Source organism: Rhodothermales bacterium (assembly GCA_013002345.1).
Classification (GTDB): domain Bacteria; phylum Bacteroidota; class Rhodothermia; order Rhodothermales; family JABDKH01; genus JABDKH01.
The window spans coordinates 1-22,011 of sequence record JABDKH010000038.1; the positions used below are offsets into that span (position 1 = coordinate 1).

General features: G+C 60.8%; 12 protein-coding genes. 6 read left to right on the forward strand and 6 right to left on the reverse strand.

Annotated elements, in window-relative coordinates:
• The first annotated feature begins 88 nt into the window (after positions 1 to 88).
• Positions 89 to 853, forward strand: a complete 765-nt coding sequence (locus tag HKN37_01700) for a DUF547 domain-containing protein (GenBank protein NNE45352.1) — start codon at positions 89 to 91, stop codon at positions 851 to 853.
• Between the two features lie 95 nt (positions 854 to 948).
• Here HKN37_01700 and HKN37_01705 read toward each other — a convergent pair whose 3' ends face one another.
• The 6 genes from HKN37_01705 to HKN37_01730 all read right to left on the reverse strand — a co-directional run bounded on the left by HKN37_01705 (position 949) and on the right by HKN37_01730 (position 14,323).
• On the reverse strand, positions 949 to 2,598 hold the full coding sequence (locus HKN37_01705) for a HAMP domain-containing protein (GenBank protein ID NNE45353.1): 1,650 nt from the start codon (positions 2,596 to 2,598) through the stop codon (positions 949 to 951).
• 15 nt (positions 2,599 to 2,613) lie between these two features.
• On the reverse strand, positions 2,614 to 3,102 hold the full coding sequence (locus HKN37_01710; GenBank protein ID NNE45354.1) for a hypothetical protein: 489 nt from the start codon (positions 3,100 to 3,102) through the stop codon (positions 2,614 to 2,616).
• A 7-nt stretch (positions 3,103 to 3,109) separates the two neighbouring features.
• Complete coding sequence (locus HKN37_01715) at positions 3,110 to 4,162, reverse strand: hypothetical protein (protein ID NNE45355.1); 1,053 nt, start codon at positions 4,160 to 4,162, stop codon at positions 3,110 to 3,112.
• A gap of 338 nt (positions 4,163 to 4,500) precedes the next feature.
• The gene (locus HKN37_01720) at positions 4,501 to 10,233 is read right to left on the reverse strand and encodes a hypothetical protein (protein NNE45356.1); all 5,733 of its coding nucleotides are present in this window, start codon (positions 10,231 to 10,233) and stop codon (positions 4,501 to 4,503) included.
• Positions 10,234 to 10,268: 35 nt separating this feature from the next.
• On the reverse strand, positions 10,269 to 12,917 hold the full coding sequence (pbpC, locus tag HKN37_01725) for a penicillin-binding protein 1C (GenBank protein NNE45357.1): 2,649 nt from the start codon (positions 12,915 to 12,917) through the stop codon (positions 10,269 to 10,271).
• A 398-nt stretch (positions 12,918 to 13,315) separates the two neighbouring features.
• Positions 13,316 to 14,323, reverse strand: a complete 1,008-nt coding sequence (locus HKN37_01730) for an ornithine cyclodeaminase family protein (protein NNE45358.1) — start codon at positions 14,321 to 14,323, stop codon at positions 13,316 to 13,318.
• A gap of 179 nt (positions 14,324 to 14,502) precedes the next feature.
• Between HKN37_01730 and HKN37_01735 the strand changes: the two genes are divergently transcribed.
• From HKN37_01735 to HKN37_01755, 5 genes are all read left to right on the forward strand, one after another.
• Positions 14,503 to 16,911 carry a TonB-dependent receptor gene (locus tag HKN37_01735; protein ID NNE45359.1) on the forward strand — a complete coding sequence of 803 codons (2,409 nt, stop codon included), beginning with the start codon at positions 14,503 to 14,505 and terminating at the stop codon, positions 16,909 to 16,911.
• 68 nt (positions 16,912 to 16,979) lie between these two features.
• On the forward strand, positions 16,980 to 18,215 hold the full coding sequence (locus tag HKN37_01740; GenBank protein ID NNE45360.1) for a HupE/UreJ family protein: 1,236 nt from the start codon (positions 16,980 to 16,982) through the stop codon (positions 18,213 to 18,215).
• A 50-nt stretch (positions 18,216 to 18,265) separates the two neighbouring features.
• Entirely contained in the window at positions 18,266 to 19,243 is a 978-nt protein-coding gene (locus tag HKN37_01745; GenBank protein NNE45361.1) for a phytanoyl-CoA dioxygenase, read from the forward strand.
• Positions 19,244 to 19,270: 27 nt separating this feature from the next.
• On the forward strand, positions 19,271 to 20,416 hold the full coding sequence (locus tag HKN37_01750; protein NNE45362.1) for an acyl-CoA dehydrogenase: 1,146 nt from the start codon (positions 19,271 to 19,273) through the stop codon (positions 20,414 to 20,416).
• Between the two features lie 2 nt (positions 20,417 to 20,418).
• Positions 20,419 to 21,999, forward strand: a complete 1,581-nt coding sequence (locus HKN37_01755) for an amino acid adenylation domain-containing protein (GenBank protein NNE45363.1) — start codon at positions 20,419 to 20,421, stop codon at positions 21,997 to 21,999.
• The last annotated feature ends 12 nt before the right edge of the window (positions 22,000 to 22,011 follow it).

Here is a 22,011-nt window from a genome sequence, read left to right on the forward strand (position 1 = left end):
CACCTGACAACTGCACCCGGTTCCGCACTAATCGACCCGCACGAGATTCTCATCACGCCACCCCAACATCATCTCCGACGCTAACCTCATGCGCTCTGCCACGCTCGTCATCATCCTCGCCACACTCGCGATGCCCGAACCCCTCACCGCCCAGGATCACGCCGCCTTCAGCACGCTGCTCGCCGATTATGTGATTCCATCGTCCGACGGCCTGAACCTGGTCGATTACGACCGCTGGCGATCCTACCCCGACGACCGCAAGGCGCTCGACGACTACATCGCCGGACTCGAAGCGACCGCAGTCTCAACCTTGCCCCGCGCCGAGCGCTTCGCCTTCTGGGCCAACCTCTACAACGCCGTCACCGTCCGGCTCATTCTCATAGAGAATCCGAGTCGCTCCATCCGGCAGATCCGCCCCCATCCGTTTGCCTTCGGTCCGTGGGGTGCGAAGCGCGTGACGGTAGAGGGCAAACGCCTGTCGCTCGACAACATCGAGCATGACATCCTGCGCGCTACGTTCAACGACCCGCGTGTACACTACGCGCTCAACTGCGCATCGATCGGATGTCCGAACCTGGGCACACGGGCATGGGAAGCCGCGACACTCGAAGAGGACCTCAACTCCGGGGCCCGGGCATACGTGAATCATCCGCGCGGAGTCACGGTCACAAAAAAGGGCCTTCGTATCTCCAAAATTTACAAATGGTTTCGGGAAGATTTTGGCGACAGCGCGGAGGGAGTGATCGAGCACCTGATCCCGTACGCGAACGATGAACTCAAGGCAGCCATTCGAGCGAATCCGCGCATCGATGGCCATCAGTACGACTGGGATTTGAATCGCGTGGAGCCCTAGTCCTTACGCCCGCGACGCCATGTGCTGGACCCCGAGAACGCGGTTGACGGCGAACGGCAAGGACCGTCGGATCTCCAGACCTCAGTCCGGCCCGGTCAACTCGTCTTCCTGTAGACGTCGGGCCAGTAGCCTTTCGGGACCGGCTTCTCGTCAGTCCGCTCCGATATCGCCCGCTCCGCGCTCCGTCCACGCTTCGCCTCCCGGTCCAGCCGCTCTTCGTCTTCCTCCGCGCGGACCAGCCGAACGCGAAACGTCGTCCCCGAACCCTTCTCGCTGACGGCGCGCACGCTGCCACCCATCAGTTGCACGAGACGCGACACGAGCGTCAGCCCGAGTCCGCTCCCCTCGTGTGCGCGGTTCAGTCCTTCCGACTCTTGCGCAAACGGTTCAAACAATCGCGTCATGAATGTCCTGGCGATGCCAATACCCGTGTCCTTGACGTCGATCACCACTTCACGTTTCTCCCGCCGCACTTCTACTACGACCTCACCTTTCTCGGTGAACTTTATCGCGTTGTGAATGAGCTGGTGCAGCACCTGATCGAGCGCCGTCTCGTCTGCGACGGCACAGGCCATCCTGCAGTTGAGTTCGGCTCGAAGCGCCACGCCTTTCTCACGTGCGAACGGGCGCAGCGAAGCGATTGCGGCTTCGACAGCATCACTGACACGGATCGGCTGCGATCCGACAGCCAGCGTCCTCGATTCGATGGAAGCCAGATCAAGCACGGCGTTTAGTGTCTCGGTCAACCGGCGACCGTTCTTTACGATGAGCGTCATAAAACCGCGATGCTCGTCGGCGACTTCCTTTTCAAGCGTTTCGGCAAAGCCGAGGATCGATGTCAGTGGCGTACGAAACTCGTGACTCATGTTGTTGAGAATTGCCGACTTCAGACGCTCCGATGCGTCGGCGGCATCGCGCGCGATTCGCAGGCTCCGGACGGCGACGGTCAGCTCGCGAGTCTGCTCCTCCAGTGCACTCTTCGCCTGCGCCAGACCCTCGGCATTTTGCTTAAGAGCCGCGTTGGTCTCGGACAGGGCTTCCGTCCGTTCGCGAACGCGTTGCTCAAGTTCATCATGACCGCGCTGGATCGCATCGGCCATTTCGTTGAAGTAACCCGCAAGTACTCCCGTCTCGTCACGGGACCGGACTTCAACGCGCGTCGCATAATTACCGAGTGAGATGTGCTTCGCCGCGATTGAAAGATCATTCAGCGGCCGTGTCACCGTAGACGTAATCACAAACACAATGACCAGTCCGATGCTGAGAATAAGGAACCCCAGCCAGAGAGTATCGCGCTTGCTCGCAGCCGTGGCTTTGTTCACTTCGTGGAGCGACTTGGCGACCGAGACAAATCCCTGGATCTTCTCGTCGATCATGATCGGCGACGAATGAATGACCCGCGTCTCTTCTTCGATGAGTCCCTGCTCAAGAACGGACAGGTCGTACGTCGCATCTTCCGGATATTTGCCTATGACGTCCCGATCCGCATCCGTTACAATGATGTACTCCAGGTTCGGATCACGCTTGGCGAAGTCGAAAGCCAGCTTCATGCTGGAGTAGTCGTAATCGTCGAGCCCCATTCCGACCGTTAGCGCCAGCGTCTCGGTCAGCAGGCTCAATTCGCTCTCGAACGCTTTCAGATGCTGAGCCCGCTGCTGCCTCGGGAAGTACATGACCACGAACATCAGTATGCCGACGAGCAGCAGACCGGCGCCGGCGGCAAACTTGAATCGCAGTGACCTCATTGGTCTGATATCGAGCTAGCGGCTGTTGATGGCGTAGCCTGCCTGCCCGGGTCGGCGGCCGTCGATCTGAATCAGACGGACATCGTCCGTCACGCTTGCTGCGGATACGAATCCGATAGCTCCCGTATGGCTTCGGACGTAGTCGATCACCTCCTCATCCGTGCGTAGTCCTACCGGTCCCTGCGGCACCTGACCCGACAGCAGCAGCTTGATCCAGTGCTTGCGGATTGCGTGGTCTGTCCTGTCGAGAACGACGCCAAAGAACGCGTCGCTGAGCGATCTCTGAATGCAGATGGAGGTGAAACGGCCGGACTGACCGGCATACACCTGCTGCAATTCGAGCATCGTTAGATCGGTCGTGCCGTCTTCGGTATTGCCGATCACGGCTATCTGTGCACTCGCGCCCGGCGATGCGGCGATACTCGCGAGCAGTATCGCGGCAAGGACCGTCGATCCACTCACGCGAGAAAGACTCTTCACTGTGGTATTCAGGATGTACTTCATGCGGGCACTAAAACGCAACGGCGATTGACGCCACGAAGAGACGGTAGCTGTCTATGCCCGCCTGCTGAAATCCCACCGAGTGCACCTCCGCTTTCAGGTACACGCGTGGCGTAACCGAAAAGTTGACGCCGGTGGTGACGTGGTACTCGCCGTCGTCGGATGTACCGGTGTTCGGATCGAAAAAATCGTACCGCGCAAAAGGCGTCACCCGATCGTACAGCGTGTACGCAAGCTGGCCATAGGCACCGAGGGAATTCTGGAATGAGCCCGAAGGCTGCATGGTGCCGGTCACCGTTTCCAGTCGACCCAGGGTCGTTTCCCCGGAGATGTTGAACCCGGCGATATCTATGTTCGCGTCAAATCCCACAAAGGTCTGGCGCGTGTCGGCTGCCGTCCCGTTCCGGTCGGTATAGAAGGATGTTCCTATCTCCGCGACACGCTTCGGCAGCAGGACGGTAAGCCGTCCGCCCAGGCCCTTGTTGGAATTGCCATCGCTTTCGAACGGTGTCTCGCCGCGACCGTTGGACACGTACGCTGCGTACCCCACACGCCAGTCCCGAACGGGAACGGACCCCAGTACCTGGATACCGGTGGCATGCTTGCTGTAGAATCGCTGCTCTTCGCCAAGCGGATTCAGATGGTTACCGTAGATAGAGCTCGGAAGGAACGTTGACAGAAACGTCGGCGTGGCGTCGTGCCGCAGATTGTAGATACCGTAGGGCGGAAGGAACTTGCCGACACGAATTTTTAACCCGTCGGCGTGACGATACTCGGCCCACGCACGAACGAGTTTGACCTCACCCGCTCCTTCGCCCACGGCGAGCTCCGTGCCGTGCTCCCACTCGATTTCGCCGAGCACTCGGAAGTGATCGTCGAGGACGTACGACGTGATGACGTTGAAGTGGTGCTGGTCGAACGATCCTCTACGGGCTGCGTCGTTTTCGTTGCCGACTTCGTATTCGAGATCGAAATAGCCGTACACGGATAACGTGCGCTCCTGCGCCAGGGACGGCGCGGCGAGGACGAACACCAACGAGAACATCGAAAGGAGTCTTTTCATGGTCTCGTGGCGGCTTTCTTGCCTGCAAAAATCACTCGGACTGAACGCTGCAGGTATCGGTGAAGAAACCGAGAACTGTAGGGGTTTTGCCCTCCAAGGCAGGTGCAAGCGCAGAGCGCGGGCATGACGAAGAAGTCCACGCGTCCCGCCTTCGTGGGTACAACACTACTCCTGTCATCCCGGGCCTGCCCTTGCGCTCTGCCCCCGCGCTCCGCCCCCGCGTAGGCGGGGGAAGGCGTGGGAAGGCGGGGGAAGGCGGCGGAAGGCGGGGGCCTTGACCCGGGATCCATGCGAGGCCGATGTCGCCTCAACTCGACAAGCTCGGAATGACGTGAACCCTACCGCCCGGCCTCCTTATCTCCCTCCACCTCCACCACCAACCGCCCCGTAGCATTCCTCCCCCGCACCTCAGGATTATACATCAGCTCGGCCTGCACCGGTGGATGAACAAAACTCCCCGGCGTCGTCGCGCGAGCCACATACGAATACCGATGCTCGCCGCGCGTCAGGTAATCAGCGAAAAGGAGCACCCGGTCGTCGCGAATCTCGGTGTGGTTGAAGGAGCCCCACCATCGGTCCGAACCGGTCGCCTGCGTGGCGACGCGGTCCGACGTCACGAACGAGGTGTTCAGCGCCTCCAGCCCGGCCGGCAACGCATCGTCGACGACGACGTAGTTCCGATCCGACGGACTCGTCACCGTCAATGATACCAGCACCATCTCGCCGGCCTGAAGCGTCACATCCCGCCCGCCCGTCACAAACGCTCGCCCGATCGCCTGACCTCCATCGTCGATCCGCTGAATCCTCCTCTCCACCTGAAGCCCACTGCTGAGCGCCTGCTGAGGCTCGGTCGAGTACGTCTCGATCATCAGGTCGTAGTACAGCCGACCCGTGCCGGTCGCAGCAATCTCGACCGGAACCGTCTCGAGCGCGGCAAACTTCTCCAGCCCGACATCCCGCGACACCGCACCCAGTGAGCGTCCTCGAAACGTCTCGCTCAGGATTTCCTCACCGGCCATCAGCACTTGAGCCGTGAAGTCCGGCTCCTCCTCTTCGAACCGCCGATAGAACGTCTTCAAGGCATCCACCACGACGGCGTTGTCCTGCGTCGAACGCCACCATCCGCTCTGCCGGCTCCGGATGAGGAAGCGCACCATACGTTGGACCAGCTGCAATCTCTCCGGATCGTCACCCGACTCCGACAGCGCGATCACCCCGTGTGCCGTCGCCCTGACTGAACTCGGATAGATCCACCCGTACTCGGGATCCACGGGCACATCCAGATACGCGAAAGTCTGCTCGACACGGATCTGCCGCTCGAGCAGGTCGAGCAATGGACCGCGATGCCGTTGCAGCGCCGGCTCCTTCGACAGCTCCACCGCCCGCAACAAATGCGCTGCCGCCTCCGCGTTCGCGTACGTCTGCGTCGTCGGCAGCGCCGTAGCCAGCTCATCGATCTCGGTCCGGAGCACACGCCCATGCCTCGCCAGCACATAGAGGATGAAGGCGCGAGATGTCGTCCACGCATCTGCATTGTAGAACGGCGGCTTATTGCTCTTGGCACGCACGCGAGACTCCATCCACCGCACGGACTCACTGGTCAGGGGCTCGGGCATGGCATACCCGGCATCGGCCGCCTCCGCCAGCGCGAGCAGAACGTACGCCGACAGGTATGCGTGCGACACTCGCCCGCCCCGCCAGAACGTGAATCCCTGACCGCTCCAGTACTCTTCTATCTCGGCGAACCATTCTTGAATCAACTCGTCGCGCCGTCCGCCCACTGTCTCGATGCCGAACGCTTCGATCAAGTCCTCGGCCAGCAGCAGCGGTCGTATCCTGGATGTACGCTGCTCGAGACAACCGTACGGGTATTTGAACAGGTAATTGACGGCGCCCTCGAGTCCCGCAAGTGCCGTGCTCGACACATTGACTGAGAAGCGGTCGAGCTCGGCCAGTCGGCTGCCAGGAAGCCGCAAGAGCTCCGTCGCGATGTCCTCGGTGGATGCAAGCGTCGCCGACACCTTGCGCGTGGTCGGCAGCATCACGGGGATCGACGTTTGTAGCGCATCAGTCTCGGCGCCCAGCCTCGCACTGAACGTTACCGAATTATCGCCAACAGCTGGAACGCCCCAGCGAAAACGCACCTCCTTCGTACCCCCATTCTCCAGAAAGACGGTCTTTCTAGTCGCCCCATCTAACTGCAGCCCATCCGTTTCCGCCGAAACCACAACCTCGCCGTCCTCGCCAGTCGTGTTGGTCACCAGGACCCCCGCCTCCAGTTCATCGCCGATCCGTGCGAACCGCGGCAGTGCCGGCTGCATCACGAGCGGCTGCGTCACGACGATGTCGGTCGAGCTCGCCCCGAATTCGTTGCCATGCGATAGCGCCGCCGCCATCAACCGGAACGTCGTCAAGCTTTCCGGAAGGCGGAACGTCACTTCGGCCCGTCCTCGTGTGTCCGTCTGCACGGTCGGCGCCCAGTGCGCGTTCGGCCGGAAATCCGTTCGAAGGAGATAGTCCGCATCGCCGCCCCCGCCGCCGCGGTCCTCCTCCTTCTGACCGTAGTTGCGTTGCCTCACTAGATTGGCTCGTGCCTCGCTCGTGGACACGTGGAGACTTCGCGGCCCATAGAACGCGTCGAACGGATCGGGCAACTTGTACGCGATGAGGTTGAGCACACCGGCGTCCGCCGCGCTGAACACAATCTCGCCCGGCACTCCATCACCTTCGGAGTTTTTGAGCCGAAGTTGAACCGTCACCTCCTCGCCCGGCAGGTACTGCTCGGCATTCGGAAGCACCTCGACGGCCAGGTGCCGCTCACCCGGATCCACGCGCAGGTTCACGTATCCCACCTTGAATGCCGGCGCCCCGGTATCCTGGTGCGTCGTGGGCGGTGCCGAGCGACCGTGCAACAGGATCACACTGACGAATGCATTCGGCATGTGCTCCTGACCCAGCGGTATCTCAATCTGCGGCGCACTGCCCTCGAGCGTTACGACGCTGCTCGAGATAATCCCCTCCCGCTCGACCGTAATCAGCGCGGTCGCCTCCTCGAACGGCGACTGGACCATGATGCGCGCCGTCTCTCCCGGCCGATAGCCGTCCCGATCGGCGACGAGTTCAATGCGATCATCGTCGGCACGCTGCCACGCCACATAGCCGCGGCCCGTGGCGTAGAAGTACGCGTCGGTCCGCACCACATTTCCTCTAAGGTCCTGTCCGTCCGCCCGGATCAGGTAGCTGCCGCCTGCCTCGACCGGAAAGCGCACGCGCTGGGCGCTGCCCGCGCGCGTCTGGATCACCCTCTCGGCCACCACCTCCTCCTCGACTTCGCTTCTCCATCGCAGACGGCCATCCGCACCCACCTCGCGAACACTCAACCACTGCCGCCGGATGAGCTGCACATGCAACTCCTGCGATCCCGCAAAGCCGCCACCCGGATCGACCGCCACGAAATCGGCCGTGATGGAACGGTTGTCCCTCAGATCGAGAAAGGTGGTCTGCGGCTTGATCCCGATATAGAAGAGGCCCGCATGGAGCGTCAGGATCGAACGACCAGACATCTCCTGCCTGGCAGGATCCGTGACGGTCGCCTCAAACGTCAGGCGCGTCGGCATGCCGAGGTCGTTGCCCGCGAGTGCCGCGCGTAGATCGATGGTCCCGTCATCTCCCAACACGGTGTCCGCCCGCGCAAGAAGACCGGAGACGCCGGCATTGGGGTTGCGCCAATCGTAGGACTGGCCGAACTGGTATCCGTCGAAGCCCGGCGGCCGATGGTATCCGCGCGCGCGCGACAAGAAGTAGCGCACCGGCTGGCCGCCCATGGCCGCACCAAAGAGGTAGCGGCCCGTTACGGTTCCTTCGAAAAAGTCGCCCGCCACGTACGTCTCCGCCGACGCCCGCGCCTCCACAGAGAACGTCGCGGTACGGAACGCATCCACGCGGAAACTGCCTCTCGCCATGCTCGAGCGCTGGCTCCATTCAAGCTCCTGAGCAGGCGTCGAGTCACGGCGGGCAACGACGATGCGGAAGAAACCCTGATCCGAGGACGTCGGCACCGCATAGTTGAGATCGAACGTGCCGAGCGCGCTCGGCTTGTAGAGCCGATCGAATTCCACCTCATCCCGTGGCGACAACAGAACAACGCGCACGGAGTCCGTAACGGGCTCCCAATCGGCGTCCGTCATTTGCCGGAGGATACCCTTGATATGAGCGGTCTCGCCCACGCGGTACAGACCTCGATCCGAGAAGACGCTGCCTGCGTAGTTCACGTTCGGAGGCCGCCAGTGATACCAGATGCCGAAGCGGTAGGGCTCCAGACCCTCGTCGTGCTCGCTCGTGGTGAACGCGATGTCGGCGTCTTTCTCGACGAACACGAACTGAACGGGCCGCCGCCACTCGTCGTCGCTCTCGACGCCCAGCGCCGCCCACCCGGGTGTGCGGACCTGTCCGTCTTCACCGGTCATGCCCGTCCAGAGCACCTCGTTATTCGAGTTGCGTATGTGCACTCGCGCATCGGGGACGGCCGCGCCAGTACGGAGCTCCGTCACGAAGACGAGGTTGGCGTGGGGACTGAACTTCGCGGTAACGCCGAGTCTCGTCACTTGCGCAAGTGCGCGAAACTCCGAATCGCCGGCCTGCCGTGCCGTAACCCGGACCCCGACCAGACCCGTCCCATCGGTGAGGAGCGAGTCGAGCCGAAGTGGCACCGTCGCACCTCCGTCCTTCGACTGTTCGAGTGACATCCGAACCAGGGTCTCGGGCACCCTGACGTCGGTCTGAAGACCATAAAATCGTCCGTAGTCGTAGACGGCCAGTGCAGGAATGACCTCGTTTATACCGAGCCGCTGCACATCCACATCCACGTAATCCATATTTGTCGCGTCGACCGGGATCGCCGCTGCTTGTTCGGCCTCTATGACCAGCGTCCCGCGCGGCATGTACACACTGGGGCGGTACGCACCGGTCCGAAACCGCCTCCTGACCATCTCCAACCTCTGGCCATAGGCGTCTTCGAGGTTTCGAATGGTCAATGTGTAGGCGGTGTTGGGAGCAAACAAGATCCCGATGTCGTGCACCTTCGAGGTGTTGGCGTCGCGCACTTCGATCCCGACCGGCCACTCGATCTCGGGTTCGAACGAGATGGCCTTCCGCAGATCCTCAAACCTCACCGGTGTCGAGAAAAAGATTCTCAGGCCCGCCGATGGGGAGAACGGATCCTTGCGTATCGTCCGGTACCGATCCTGCTGGGACAGGTCCGTCAACCGGAGCGGCGCGTAGGTCGAGAACTTGATTTCGACCGGTGACGCGGAACCGAGTGCACCGACCTTGCCGGGAATTCCTTCGTCGACATTTAGGACATACTCCATCTCGAGACTGAGAGCATGACTCGGCTTGAGCGCGAACGTGCTGTCGTTCAGCGTGATGAACCTGGATTCGACGACGCGGCCTCCAGACGATCGCCGAAGCGATACCATGCCGGCCACATCTATCGCTCTCACGGGCTGGTTGAAGAAGAGCTTTAGCGAATCCGCCGGACCGAAGTCGGACGATCGTTCGATCGGGACCGTGCGAAGAAGCCGCGGTCGTGGCGTCTCGAAGGTCCACGAGATAGACTCGACAAGCGGGTCTCCGCTGATCGCGACGACCGGAGTCGAGCCGGCCACTGTGACGCGGTACGCGGTTGCCGGAACGAGAGGCTCCGACGGTTCGAAGACAACCGTCTGACTCCCCTCCCATCGAGCCGAGCCAGAGACGGGTGGTTCGATCTCGAAGAATCCCGGCGACACGTCGGGCGCCTCTCCGAGCGGAACCATGGGTTGGCTGAACGTCACGGTGAGAACGGGACGACCGGGCATCTGCAGCAGCGTTCCGCGCGGCGTGAGGCTGAGGGCCCGAAGCGGACCTGCCAGTGTGGGCACAAAGGATTCGGTGACAGCCGGGGCTTCGACGGAAACGGTTTCCACGGTCACGTCGACGGGTCCGTCCTCGGGGGCCGAGCGACACCCCGACATCATGAGCATCAGGACAACCGCTACAAGGACGGAGGCTGGACGCGTACGCGCGAGCATTGGAGATTGGTCAGTTGATCCACAGTCAAGTCCGTTCATTCTGGCAACCTCTCGGTTGAAATCTTGTGCACCGGTGGCGCCGATCGCGCACCGGTGGCGCTGGCGATGGGCTCGAGTCCGAGCACCACGAAAACGACTTCCCTGCTGTTGAACAACCGTCCGTGACGGTCTCGTGCACGAATCTGGAGGACGTGCCGGCCCGGCTCCAGCGGGATTTGCGCACTGTCAAACGGCTGATCGAACCGGTCACCATCAAGCCACCATTCGACGTTCGTCAGGTCCTGTGCAGCGCTCCCGCGTGGCTCGAATCGCTGATACTTCTTCCGAAGGACGGCGTCCATCTGGAAGACCATTCCCGATTCCGGATAGGAGATCAGTAGGCGGTCTGTTGAACTGGTCTGCGTACCGTCGGCGGCGACGCGATCGTTGGCATACCCCTGAGCGACAACAATCTCGGAGCTTTCTGTATTGGCGCGCGTGTGGCGGCCGTGCACGTGATCCTCCATCCGACCGTACGTCTCGCCCACCGCCTCGATGGGTTCGACTTCTGTACGCCGCGCCGTCTCTGCTTCCGCGAAATGTTCAGCCGTCCCTCTAGCTCGTTTCGCCCCCTCGATCCCGGGTGGGAGCGGCCGTCCCTGCTCCCGCATCCACTCGCGGAAGATTGGTGGTTGTACTTCAAACACTTGTTCTGTGATGAATTCGATCGGAGTCTCAGACCCCGCAAGCGTTCCGTTTCGCACGTCAAGGACAAACCGCTGGTGGACGTCGCACGTGTCACGCGGCTCGGTTCCACGAAGAAAGATCTCGCTACGACGCGTGGGACAGATCCGCGACGGCCTCTCGCCGCTTACCGGGCAGATGACCTCCTGCGTAACCGACGTTGGCATCTCGAACGCGCCGCCCGGACCGAGAACTAAGAACACGGATTTCAGCAGAGTGCCGGCCCCGCTCACGCCGGCCACCGTCCGCATCGGCGCCCCATCAAAATTACCCACCCAGACGGCAACCGTATGCTTCGGTGTATACCCGACCGCCCAGTTGTCGCGGTAGTTCTTCGACGTACCCGTCTTGACGGCGCACGGGAACGGCAGTTCTAGCGGTCCGCCGCGGCCGAATGCGGGTTCTCGCGCGCGCGGATCACTCAGAATGTCGGACAGGATGTAGGCGACGCCTTCGCCAAAGCCGATCGACTCAGCACGCGACGGAATCTGATGGATTTCGCCAATCGCCGTCTGACGGGAGAGTTTGAAGCGAAGCGATTGAGCCACACCGCCGCCCGCGAGTCCGGCGTACGCTTGCGCCAGCTCCTCGAGACTGACCTCACCATTCCCCAGCGTGAGTCCGACGCCGTACCTGCGAGCCGGTCGGGTGAGGGATTCGAATCCGGCATCGTGCAGCGTCACCAGCAATGCCTCGGGCCCGAACTGTCTGGCCAGCCGTACCGCCGGTACGTTGTAGCTGGAGGCGAGTGCCGTCCGAAGGGGCACGGGTCCGTGAAATCGGCGGTCGTAGTTCGCGGGCGAGAATGCACCCCCCGCCTCCAGCACGGGTGTCTCGACGTCAGCCAGGATTGACGCGGCCGTGTAGCCGCGTGATCGCAGTGCGTGCCCATACGTGAATGGTTTGAGCGCGCTACCCGGCTGGCGCAGCATCTGCACACCATCGTTCTGGCCTTCGGCCTGCTCGTCCCAGAATTCCGGATTACCGACGTAGGCCAGAACATCCCCCGATACGTTGTCGACCACGAGGATCGCAGCGTTGCCGGCTTTCATGTCCTCAAGTGTCGCGAGGTGGGCCCGGGCGAGAGCAGTAGCATCCCGCTGCAGCCCGCGATCGATTGTAGTCCGGATCTCGAGAGGCGGGGTTGGTGAGGCGAGCTCGCCGGCGGCAACGCGTTCTACGAGATGTGGGGCATCGAAGATTCGAGTCTCATGAGAGAGGTCGACAGGCAATGACGTCTGCTGCTGTCTCTCCGCCCCGGTCAGGATGCCAGACCGCTCCATCGCGGCCAGAACGTAATCCCTGCGTTGCAGGGCGAGATCCGGTCTCCGAAAGGGATCATACATACTGGGACTCTGCGCGAGTCCGACGAGAAGCGCGCCTTCGGCCACCGCAAGGTCTTCCGCATGCTTGCCGAAGTACGTTCGTGCGGCCGCCTCAATTCCGTAGGCCTGGCTTCCGAAGTATGCCCGATTTAGCCAGAGCGTGAGGATCTCCTCCTTGGTCATGCGCAGCTCCAGCCGAAGCGCGAGATGTACCTCGGCGAGCTTGTCCAGCCAGCGCGGTCCGGACCGCCCGCGTATCAGCCGGGCCACCTGCATGGTGATGGTCGATGCGCCACTGACGACGCGCCCGGAACGAACGAGCTGCGTTGCCGCACGAGCCGCTGCGACGAGATCCACGCCAGGGTGACGATAAAAGAAACGATCCTCAGTCGCCACAACAGCCTGTGGCACAGAGGAAGGGAGCAGGTTCAACTCGGTCGGGATTCCGCGGCCCTCCGGACGGACCTCACGCAGGAGTTGCCCGTGGCGGTCCGTCACACGGATGGACCGGACGCTCCGGGTCTCGTTCGCGGATTCCGGTAGCGGAATCGCCAGGGATCCGGCGGCAACGAACAGCAGCGCAAGCGCGGCGCCATGCCACGTACGTCGAGACAGCCGGCGAGTAAGGTGCGACATCTCTGCGCCGAATCCAGGTGGGAACATCGGGACGAGTAAAGCTAGCTTACGTGAGCGGCAAAATCCCGGTTCATTTGGGAGATTGAAAGGTCACGTCCCTCGGCGTTCCCCCGTCTTCGCGTTGGCAGGGCCAAGGATTCCTCGAAAAACTCGGTGTGATGAGGACCGCCGCGCCAACCTCACTCGTCTTCTCAAGAAGACAGAAGAAACCTGAGACCACGGTCCATCGGTAGAGCAATGCGGAGGTTGTGCGACCGAGGCCCGTTGATGACATTCTATCCACGGTCGAACTCGAGCTGAACTACCCGAACCCGTTCAAACGAACTCCGACGACACGCCGCCTGTTCGAAGCCGACCCCCGTCTCCGATTTCGCTCATGCAACTGTGCCGCCGTTCTATTAGGGTCGCCCAAGATTCTCAACGGCAGCGACACCACGATCTTCAAACACAAACTCGTACGGATTCTTGGCATCGTGAGAGAAGCTCTCGATCTCGATCTCCGCACCGAGACCGAACTCGCGGCCGTATCCCAGCATTAGCTCCAACGCAACGTGGTCCTCAAGGGCCGATCCCGTCGAGTCAAATACGGTCAGTTTCGGCATGAGAGACTCGCAGAGTTCGCGGTCTCCGATCAACACGGGCAACTCCACGCCGATGTCATCTTTCGTCAGCTGCTGACACTCGCCCTGCGATATGGCCTGCAGAAGGATATCCGGACACACGTACGCCCGTTTCAGCATCGCCTTCGGAATCTCGAACTTGCCCTCGAAGTCAGAACCGGCAGCATTGATGTGCAGCCACGGCTTCGTCTCGGTATCGGGAAAGACGGGGCCGCCGCCGACGTCTACGCTCGTAGCGGTGCAGAGGACATCTGACTCGCGGACTACCCGCTCGCAATCCGCCACCTCGACTGTGAGGTCGTCAAGCCCCAGAACCTCGATGCGTGCGGGGAAGGACGCTGTAGTCGCCGGATCGAGGTCGTAAGTCAACACTCGCGCGATCTTGCGCACCCGTGATACAGCGTGAAGCTGCGCAACCGCCTGCGCACCGCAGCCAATGATGCCGAGCGTTTTGGTATCTGCAGTGGCCATCGCGGCTGTCGCCACCCCCGACGCCGCTCCCGTGCGTAACGCGGTCAGGAACGTCCCATCCGCCAGGCCGACGAGGTGACCCGTCCTTGTATCGTAGGAGCTGACGGTCCCAAGTATCGTCGGAAGCTCGTATCGACGCGGGTTTTCCGGGTGGTACCCGACCACCTTGATGGTCGCGCGACTCCCGTTCACCATCACGGGCATCCACTCGATCAGGCCGGTTACCGGCTCGTGATAGTGGAATCCGGACCGTAGAGGCAGCTCTGCTCGATCCGGTGTGAGAGTCACTAGCGCATCCGAAATGGATCGGATCATATGATCCATCAGGGCATTTAGGCCCACTCGACGGACAATTTGCCGGCAGTCGTGGCTAGAGAGTACGAGTGTCTTCATGCCCGTGTATAACGCTAGATTTTCGTTTTTCGTCGTTTTGGGTTGCGTACTTCGTCGTTTCGTCCTGTCGATTTCAGTATTCAGTATCTCCAGTATCCAGAATGATGCGCTTCGCAACATTAATCACCGCCGGTCGAGGCATGATGGCTCTGTTCCTCGCCACTCTCCTGCTTCCGAGGATCTCCAACGCACAGTCGTCCGAGCACGGCACAGTCGAGGGTCGAGTCGTCGAAAAAGGGTCCGGTATACCACTACCGGGTGCCAACGTGTTCCTGCGCGGCGGAATTGTCGGCGTAACGACGTCGATTGACGGCACCTTTCGGATCGAGCGCCTTCGGCCGGGTGTCTACTCCATCGTCGCAAGCCTGATCGGCTTCAACGAGATAGACCGACAGATCGAAGTCCGAAGCGGTGAAACGATCACGCTTTCCTTTGAGCTGTCGGAGGTGCCGATCCGACTGGGTGAGGTCGTGGCGCGCGGCGACCGGGCCTATTCTGCTGCTTCGTCCATGACCGTGCGTGCGTACGATCTGGCCACGCGACCGGCCACATCTTCGCAAGAGCTACTACGCCTCGCTCCGGGACTCATCATCGCGCAGCATGCCGGCGGCGGCAAGGCGGAGCAGATATTCCTTCGCGGCTTCGACGCCGATCATGGGACCGACGTGGCGCTGGCGGTCGACGGAGTACCCGTCAACATGGTGTCGCACGGCCACGGCCAGGGCTATGCCGACCTGCACTTCGTCATCCCGGATATCGTCGAAGAGCTGGACGTCCGAAAAGGCCCGTACTTCGCTGACTATGGTAATCTCGCTACAGCGGGCGCGGTGGGACTTCGTACACGAGACCACTTCGACGCAAGCTACGTGCGAGCCGAGGTCGGAAGCTTTGAGTCGGCCCGAATTACCAGCATCGTACAGGTGCCCCTGACAGGTACGCATCAGGGAGCCTACCTCGCGGGCCAGTTCTACTCGACCGAAGGGGCCGTGGATAGCCCTCAGACATTCCGGAGAGCGAATATATTCGGCAAGTTCCACACGCACCTTTCGCAGGACGCCAAGATCGCTCTCACGGTGAGTGGTTTCAATTCCGCCTGGAACGCATCCGGACAGATTCCGCAGCGTGCGGTCGACAGCGGTCTCATCACGCGATTCGGCGCCATCGACGACCTCGAAGGAGGAACCACTTCGAGAAACGACGTGAACTTGATGTACGAGGCATCCGGTACGTCCGGGCGGCGGCTGAGACTTCAGACGTTCGCGTCCCGCTACACTTTCAAGCTCTTCTCGAACTTCACGTTCTTCCTGAACAACCCGGACGCCGGAGACATGATCGAGCAAATCGACGACCGGGTGATGATGGGACTAAACACGGACTATCGATTCATAGGTTCTCTCCCATTTGCACTGTCGACGACAACCATTGGCGGCGGAGTCCGCGCCGACCGAATCAACGTGGCGTTGTGGAGAAGCCCGGACCGCAGCCGACTTGCGCCCGAGGTCGATGCCTTCATCCGTGAAAGCAACCTCAACATGTGGGCCGTACACGAACTCATCTTCAGCACCCGATTTCGAGTTCAGCTGGGCCTTCGAGGCGACTACCTGACGTTTGACGTCGACGATCATCTCGAAGGCATCGACAACGGTCTTCCGCATGCTTCTGGATATGCTCAGGAATTTGTTCTTAGTCCCAAGTTCAACGCGGTCTGGACACTGTCGCCGAACGCCGACGTGTTCTTCAACAGCGGCAAGGGCTTTCACTCCAACGACGCAAGAAACGTCGTGCAGCTGTCGCGAGCAGCGACGGTGAGACGGTCGCTGGAAAGGCGAGGAGTACCTGAAGACGAAATCGCCGCCAATCTCGAATCCCAATATCTCCCCGTGACCACGACGGACGCCGCCACCATACCGGCTGCCTTCGGCGCGGAGGTCGGAGGACGCTTTCGAATCGGCAGCGGAATCTATCTTTCAACCGCTCTGTGGGCCCTCGATCTCGAAAGGGAATTCGTGTATGTGGGAGACGAGGGTATTGTCGAGCTCAGCGGTGCGACGCGCCGCATTGGCATCGACCTCGAAGGACGCGTCGAACCGGTGCCGTGGCTGTCCGTATACGGGGATATGAGCCTGTCACGCGGCCGTTTTAAGGATGAACCGGGCGGCCTGGACCGTATTCCACTCGCACCGGACGTCACGGCCGTCGCAGGACTCACGTTGCGGGATACGAACGGAATAGAAGGCAGCATCGAGCTGCGGCACATCGGAGATCGGCCTGCGACGGAAGACGGTAGTGTAATGGCTCTGGGCCACACACTGCTGGATGCAGTCGTCAGGTATCCGGTTGGCGATCTCGAATTCAGTCTGGCTGTGCAGAACGTGCTCAGTTCTTCGTGGAACGAGGCACAGTTCTTCACCGAGTCCCGCCTGGCCGATGAGTCGGTGCCTGTATCGGAACTCCACTTCACGCCGGGCAGTCCGGCCAGCTTGCGAATCGGAATTCGGTACGCGTTCTAATCACCTCGACGTACGGCGCCTTGGGAGCGTACTGCCGCAGCGCCACATCGAATCTCAATCGAGCTATCATGAAACACAGCTTTATCGTCCTCCTAACGCTTGTCCTGGGATCGTTCGTGCCTCCGGCGCTCGCCCTGCCGCACGCCGACAGTCAAAGCTACGTCTACTTCCGCATTTACGATGACTCGATCCAGGTTCGCCTCGAGATCACGGTCGATGATCTAAATCGGGCGATGGGGCTCTCTCTTCCGTATGGAGAGGAGGTGGATAAGGATTTCGTCATCGCCGCAATCAGGACACAGCTGGACTCGATTCTTACCTATATGGACGTCCACTTTTACCTCGGCACAAAGGATGGGCCACTGCCAGTGCGTTTCAGCGAACTGGACCTGCTTCGCGTCCGGGTCGGTGACTTCGTCAAGTTGACTTACTCCACCGGAACCCTGACGCAGATCCCTCCGGAGCTGACCGTGGAGTACAGTGCCCTGTTCGACCAGAACCCGGAGCACCGAAACCTCGTCCACGTTGAGCACAACTGGAAGACCTCTACCTTTAGCAACGAGAGCAATGTAGCGTTCATCCTGAGCCCGGATGACCGGAGACAAACACTCGATCTCACTTCCTCCTCGGTGCTACGGGGATTCATGGGGATGATTCGCTACGGCGTGCATCACATCATGACCGGTTTCGATCACTTGCTCTTTCTCATCGCACTCATCCTGCCGTCCGTGTTGTACTGGAAGGACAAGCGATGGCTACCCGTCGAGAAATTTCGCAGCGCTCTCTTCAAGATCGTCGCGATCGTCTCGTTCTTCACGATCGCCCATACCATCACTCTCTCACTGGCAGCACTGAAGTTCATCAGCCTACCCTCGATTCTGGTTGAATCCGTGATCGCAGGATCGATAGCTGTCGCCGCTATGCACAACCTGTTGCCACGCTTCATCAAGCATGAGTCAATCATCGCATTTGTCTTCGGACTTTTCCATGGCTTTGGATTCGCCAGCCTCCTGGAACCACTAGCCCTCGGCGGCGAGTACACGGTCCTTACGCTTCTGGGATTCAACCTGGGAGTTGAGGTTGGGCAGGTGGTCGTGATCGCGGCCATCTTCCCGTTCCTCTACCTGGTCCGGAAGCAGCGCTTCTACAAGCCGCTGGTACTGAGCGTCGGATCAGTCCTCCTCATTGCTGTGGCCGCCTTCTGGTTTGTGGAGCGTGCGTTTGATCCGCCCGCACTGCAGGCCGCGAAGATCTTCATTAAGGACCTGATCCGACCGATGTACTACGCTGTGTTTGGCGCCTGACAGCCGGATCCGGTCACTGATATCCCTCAACTCGATTTGGAGCTATCTCCATGCAGACTCAGAACATGACGGCACCGTCGATCGAACTCTATTCAAACGGTGTCCAGTTGGATACACGCCCGGAAGCGCTCGGTGAGCTTGATCCGGCGAATGACCTGCTAGACGATCCCGTAGCCCTTCGGAATCGAATGGCGAAGGAGGGATACCTGTTCTTCCGACAGCTCATAGACCCGGACACGGTGCTTCGGGCCCGCGAGGAAATTCTGCTCAAATACGCTGTCGTCGGCGAGATTGACAGCATCGGGCACCCACTCATGGATGCGATTCAGTCCGAAGTCTCGTTCATACACGAGGTCAATCTGCGTGCATTTACCGAGAGCGTACGGAAGGGGATTGCGTACGAGAATGTGGTTCTCAACAAGGCTCTTATCCGCTTTCTCGAAAAACTGCTTGGCGGTACCGTTCGCCCGTACGACTTCCGTTGGCCACGCTTCGTGCGACCCGGCGAGGGATGCGGATTCCACTACGACGGACCGTACATGAATCGAGGAACAGACCGGGTCTTCACGACGTGGGTTCCGCTCGGAGATGTCGCAAGGCACGAAGGGGCGCTGATCGTCCTCGAGGGCAGCCACCGGTCAGACGACCTACTTTCGTCCTACGCAAACCAGGACGCCGACAAGGAGAAGATAGGATGGCTCAGCACCGACCCGATCGAACTTCAGCAGCAGCTGGGTGGTCGATGGCTGACGACCGACTTCAAGGCCGGCGACGTGCTGTGCTTTGGCATGCATCTGCTGCACGGAGCTCTCGACAATCGCTCGCCGTTGGGCCGGTGCCGCCTGACGTCCGACTCACGGTACCAACTTGCCAGTGAACCGCTCGACGAGCGCTGGAACGGTGCCAACCCCGAGGCACACGGGTACGACAAGGTGTTCCTTCCCGGCCTGGGACAGTGGAACAACGAGGACTTCCAGGATGAGTGGAAACGCGTCGATGAGTATGGCCGTTTGGCCATCGACCGCTAAACAATACGCGGAATCTGAGAACGAAAGATGGACTTCTCCTGGACCGATGAGCAGCTAGCGCTGCGACGACAGATCATCTCCTTCGCCGAGGAGAATCTGAACGACAACCTCGTCGACGACGACCGCGCAGGACGCTTTTCACGGTCGAAGTGGAAAGCATGCGCGGAGTTTGGAATTCAGGGGCTGAATGTGCCCGTAGCCTACGGAGGCCAGGGGCACGACATCCTCACGACCGTGTTCGCCCTCGAAGCGCTCGGCTACGGCTGTCGAGAAAACTCTTTGCCGTTTGCGATCGGATCACAGCTGCTGAGCGTTCAGCCTGCACTGCTCAAGGTGGGCTCGGAGGAGCAGAAGAATCAATACCTTCCGGCACTCTGTTCCGGAGAGTTCATCGGGGCATTTGGCATTACCGAACCCGAAACGGGATCCGACACCTACGCATTGCAGACTACCGCTACGCCACGCTCAGGCGGCTATGTCCTGAATGGGCGGAAGTCATACATCACCAGTGCACCGGTCGCGGACGTCGCCGTCGTCTTTGCGTCGACGAAACCGGAGCTCGGTCGCTGGGGCATATCAGCCTTCATCGTCGAGAGGGGAATCGCCGGCTTCCGCGCAAGTCCGGTCCGCGACAAGATGGGCATGCGGACGACCCCCATGGGTGATCTGATCTTCGAGGAGTGCTTCGTACCGGAAAGCTGCCGACTGGGACCCGAGGGCGTCGGCGTCAGCCTTTTCGCGACAGCCATGGAATCGGAGCGGGGATACATTTTCGCGACACAGATTGGGCGGATGGAGCGCCAGCTGGAAGAGTCCGTGCGTTATGCCGAGGAGCGCCGAGCTTTCGATCAGCCCATTAACGAGTTCCAGTCGGTTTCCAACCGCTTGGCAGACATGAAGCTTCGACTCGAAACGGCCAGAATGTTGCTACACAAGGTGGCATGGCTCGAGCAAACGGGCCAACCAGTCATGCTGACGGCCGCCCTTGCAAAGTTGCACATCAGCGAATGCTTGGTCGAATCGAGCTTGGACGCTATCCGAATTCACGGCGCACGCGGATACGTCACGGAGTTCGAGGTGGAACGTGACCTGCGCGACGCCGTGGGCGGACTCATCTATTCGGGGACGTCAGACATCCAGCGAAACCTCATTGCTCGTCTCCTAAGCTCATAGTCATGGTCAAGCTGCTTCATCAGATCATAGACGATTCCGCGGATCACAAGCCGGACGGTCACGCATTCCGGTGCGCCGGCGGGCATATTACGTACGGGGAACTCGCACTTCGCACGAACCGCCTGGCGCGGATCCTCGCAGAGCATGGGGTGCAGCCAGGTGACCGTGTCGGCGTCTTCCTCCGCAAGAGCCTCGAAACGGCCGTGGCCGTATTCGGCATCATGAAGGCGGGCGCGGCGTACGTCCCGCTCGACCCCAACCTTCCGACAGCCAGACTTGAATCGATTCTCATCGATTGCGACATACGGCATCTGGTCACGCACGATGCGCTGACTGCACAGCTCGAAGGACTGGCCGATCGGCTAGCTACCGAATCTGCCCTGCAGTTTGTGATCGGCCCGAATCTTCCGGGGGTTGCGAGATGGACTGTGCTCCCGTGGAACGATGTTTTCTCAGCCCCCGGTGCCCCTCTTGATCCAGCCAGGATCTCTCCCGGCGACCCGGCCTATCTGATGTACACATCCGGCTCGACCGGAATGCCGAAGGGCATCATCCATACCCATTCCAGCGGTCTTGCCTATGCGCGCTGCGCTGCGGAGACGTACGGCCTCTCCCGCGATGATCGACTGAGCGGCTTCCCGCCTCTGCATTTCGACCAGTCAACTTTTGACTACTTCTCCGGTCCGCTCGTCGGCGCTACGACCGTGATCATTCCGGAATCTTACATGCTCATGCCCGCCAGCCTCTCGAAGCACATGGAGGATGAGCGGCTGACGATCTGGTACTCGGTCCCATATGCACTGACACAGCTCTTGCTTCGGGGCGTACTCCACGATCGGGATCTACGTTCTCTTCGCTGGGTTCTGTTCGGCGGCGAGACTTTCCCGATGAAGCACCTCCGATCTCTGATGCAACTCTGGCCTCATGCCAGATTCAGCAATGTGTATGGACCGGCGGAGGTCAATCAGTGCACGTTCTATCACCTGCCCGAGCCTCCGCCCGCAGAGGCTGAGGCCATCCCGATCGGACCAACCTGGCATATCGCCGCAGGCCTCGTCCTTGACCGAGACGACCAGATAATTCCCGCCGGACAAATCGGGGAGCTCGTTGTCCGGACGCCCACCATGATGCAGGGGTACTGGAATCGCACGGATCTGAATGCTGACGCATTCTACTACCCTGAAGGCGACGCCGACCCAAAACCTTACTATCGTACTGGAGACCTGGTACGTCGGAGCGAGGACGGCCTGTACTGGTTTGTAGGACGCGAGGATCGGCAGGTCAAGACCCGAGGTTATCGCGTGGAGCTGGACGAAGTGGAAGCCGTTCTCTCTTCTCACCCGGCCGTCGCCGAGGTTGCCGTCTACACAGTGTCCGATACGGAGGGGAGACCGCAGATCTGCGCCCGCGTACTCCCCCACTCCGACGCCGAGGTCGGCGCACGCGATGTCCTGGCTTTTGCGGCCCGACATCTGCCCGCCTACGCAGTTCCTGCACGAGTCGAGTTTGCGGACGGCTTTCCGCGTACCTCGAGCGGAAAGATCGACCGGCATTTGCTTGGGTCGATGACGGTGGAATCTTAACACGGAGTCTAC

Excerpts from the sequence above, each read along its gene's own strand:
- HKN37_01700 (NNE45352.1), top strand. The coding sequence starts at position 89 with ATGCGCTCTGCCACGCTCGTCATCATCCTCGCCACACTCGCGATGCCC.
- HKN37_01705 (NNE45353.1), bottom strand. The coding sequence starts at position 2,598 with ATGAGGTCACTGCGATTCAAGTTTGCCGCCGGCGCCGGTCTGCTGCTC.
- HKN37_01710 (NNE45354.1), bottom strand. The coding sequence starts at position 3,102 with ATGAAGTACATCCTGAATACCACAGTGAAGAGTCTTTCTCGCGTGAGT.
- HKN37_01715 (NNE45355.1), bottom strand. The coding sequence starts at position 4,162 with ATGAAAAGACTCCTTTCGATGTTCTCGTTGGTGTTCGTCCTCGCCGCG.
- HKN37_01720 (NNE45356.1), bottom strand. The coding sequence starts at position 10,233 with ATGCTCGCGCGTACGCGTCCAGCCTCCGTCCTTGTAGCGGTTGTCCTG.
- pbpC (NNE45357.1), bottom strand. The coding sequence starts at position 12,917 with ATGTCGCACCTTACTCGCCGGCTGTCTCGACGTACGTGGCATGGCGCC.
- HKN37_01730 (NNE45358.1), bottom strand. The coding sequence starts at position 14,323 with ATGATCCGATCCATTTCGGATGCGCTAGTGACTCTCACACCGGATCGA.
- HKN37_01735 (NNE45359.1), top strand. The coding sequence starts at position 14,503 with ATGATGCGCTTCGCAACATTAATCACCGCCGGTCGAGGCATGATGGCT.
- HKN37_01740 (NNE45360.1), top strand. The coding sequence starts at position 16,980 with ATGAAACACAGCTTTATCGTCCTCCTAACGCTTGTCCTGGGATCGTTC.
- HKN37_01745 (NNE45361.1), top strand. The coding sequence starts at position 18,266 with ATGCAGACTCAGAACATGACGGCACCGTCGATCGAACTCTATTCAAAC.
- HKN37_01750 (NNE45362.1), top strand. The coding sequence starts at position 19,271 with ATGGACTTCTCCTGGACCGATGAGCAGCTAGCGCTGCGACGACAGATC.
- HKN37_01755 (NNE45363.1), top strand. The coding sequence starts at position 20,419 with ATGGTCAAGCTGCTTCATCAGATCATAGACGATTCCGCGGATCACAAG.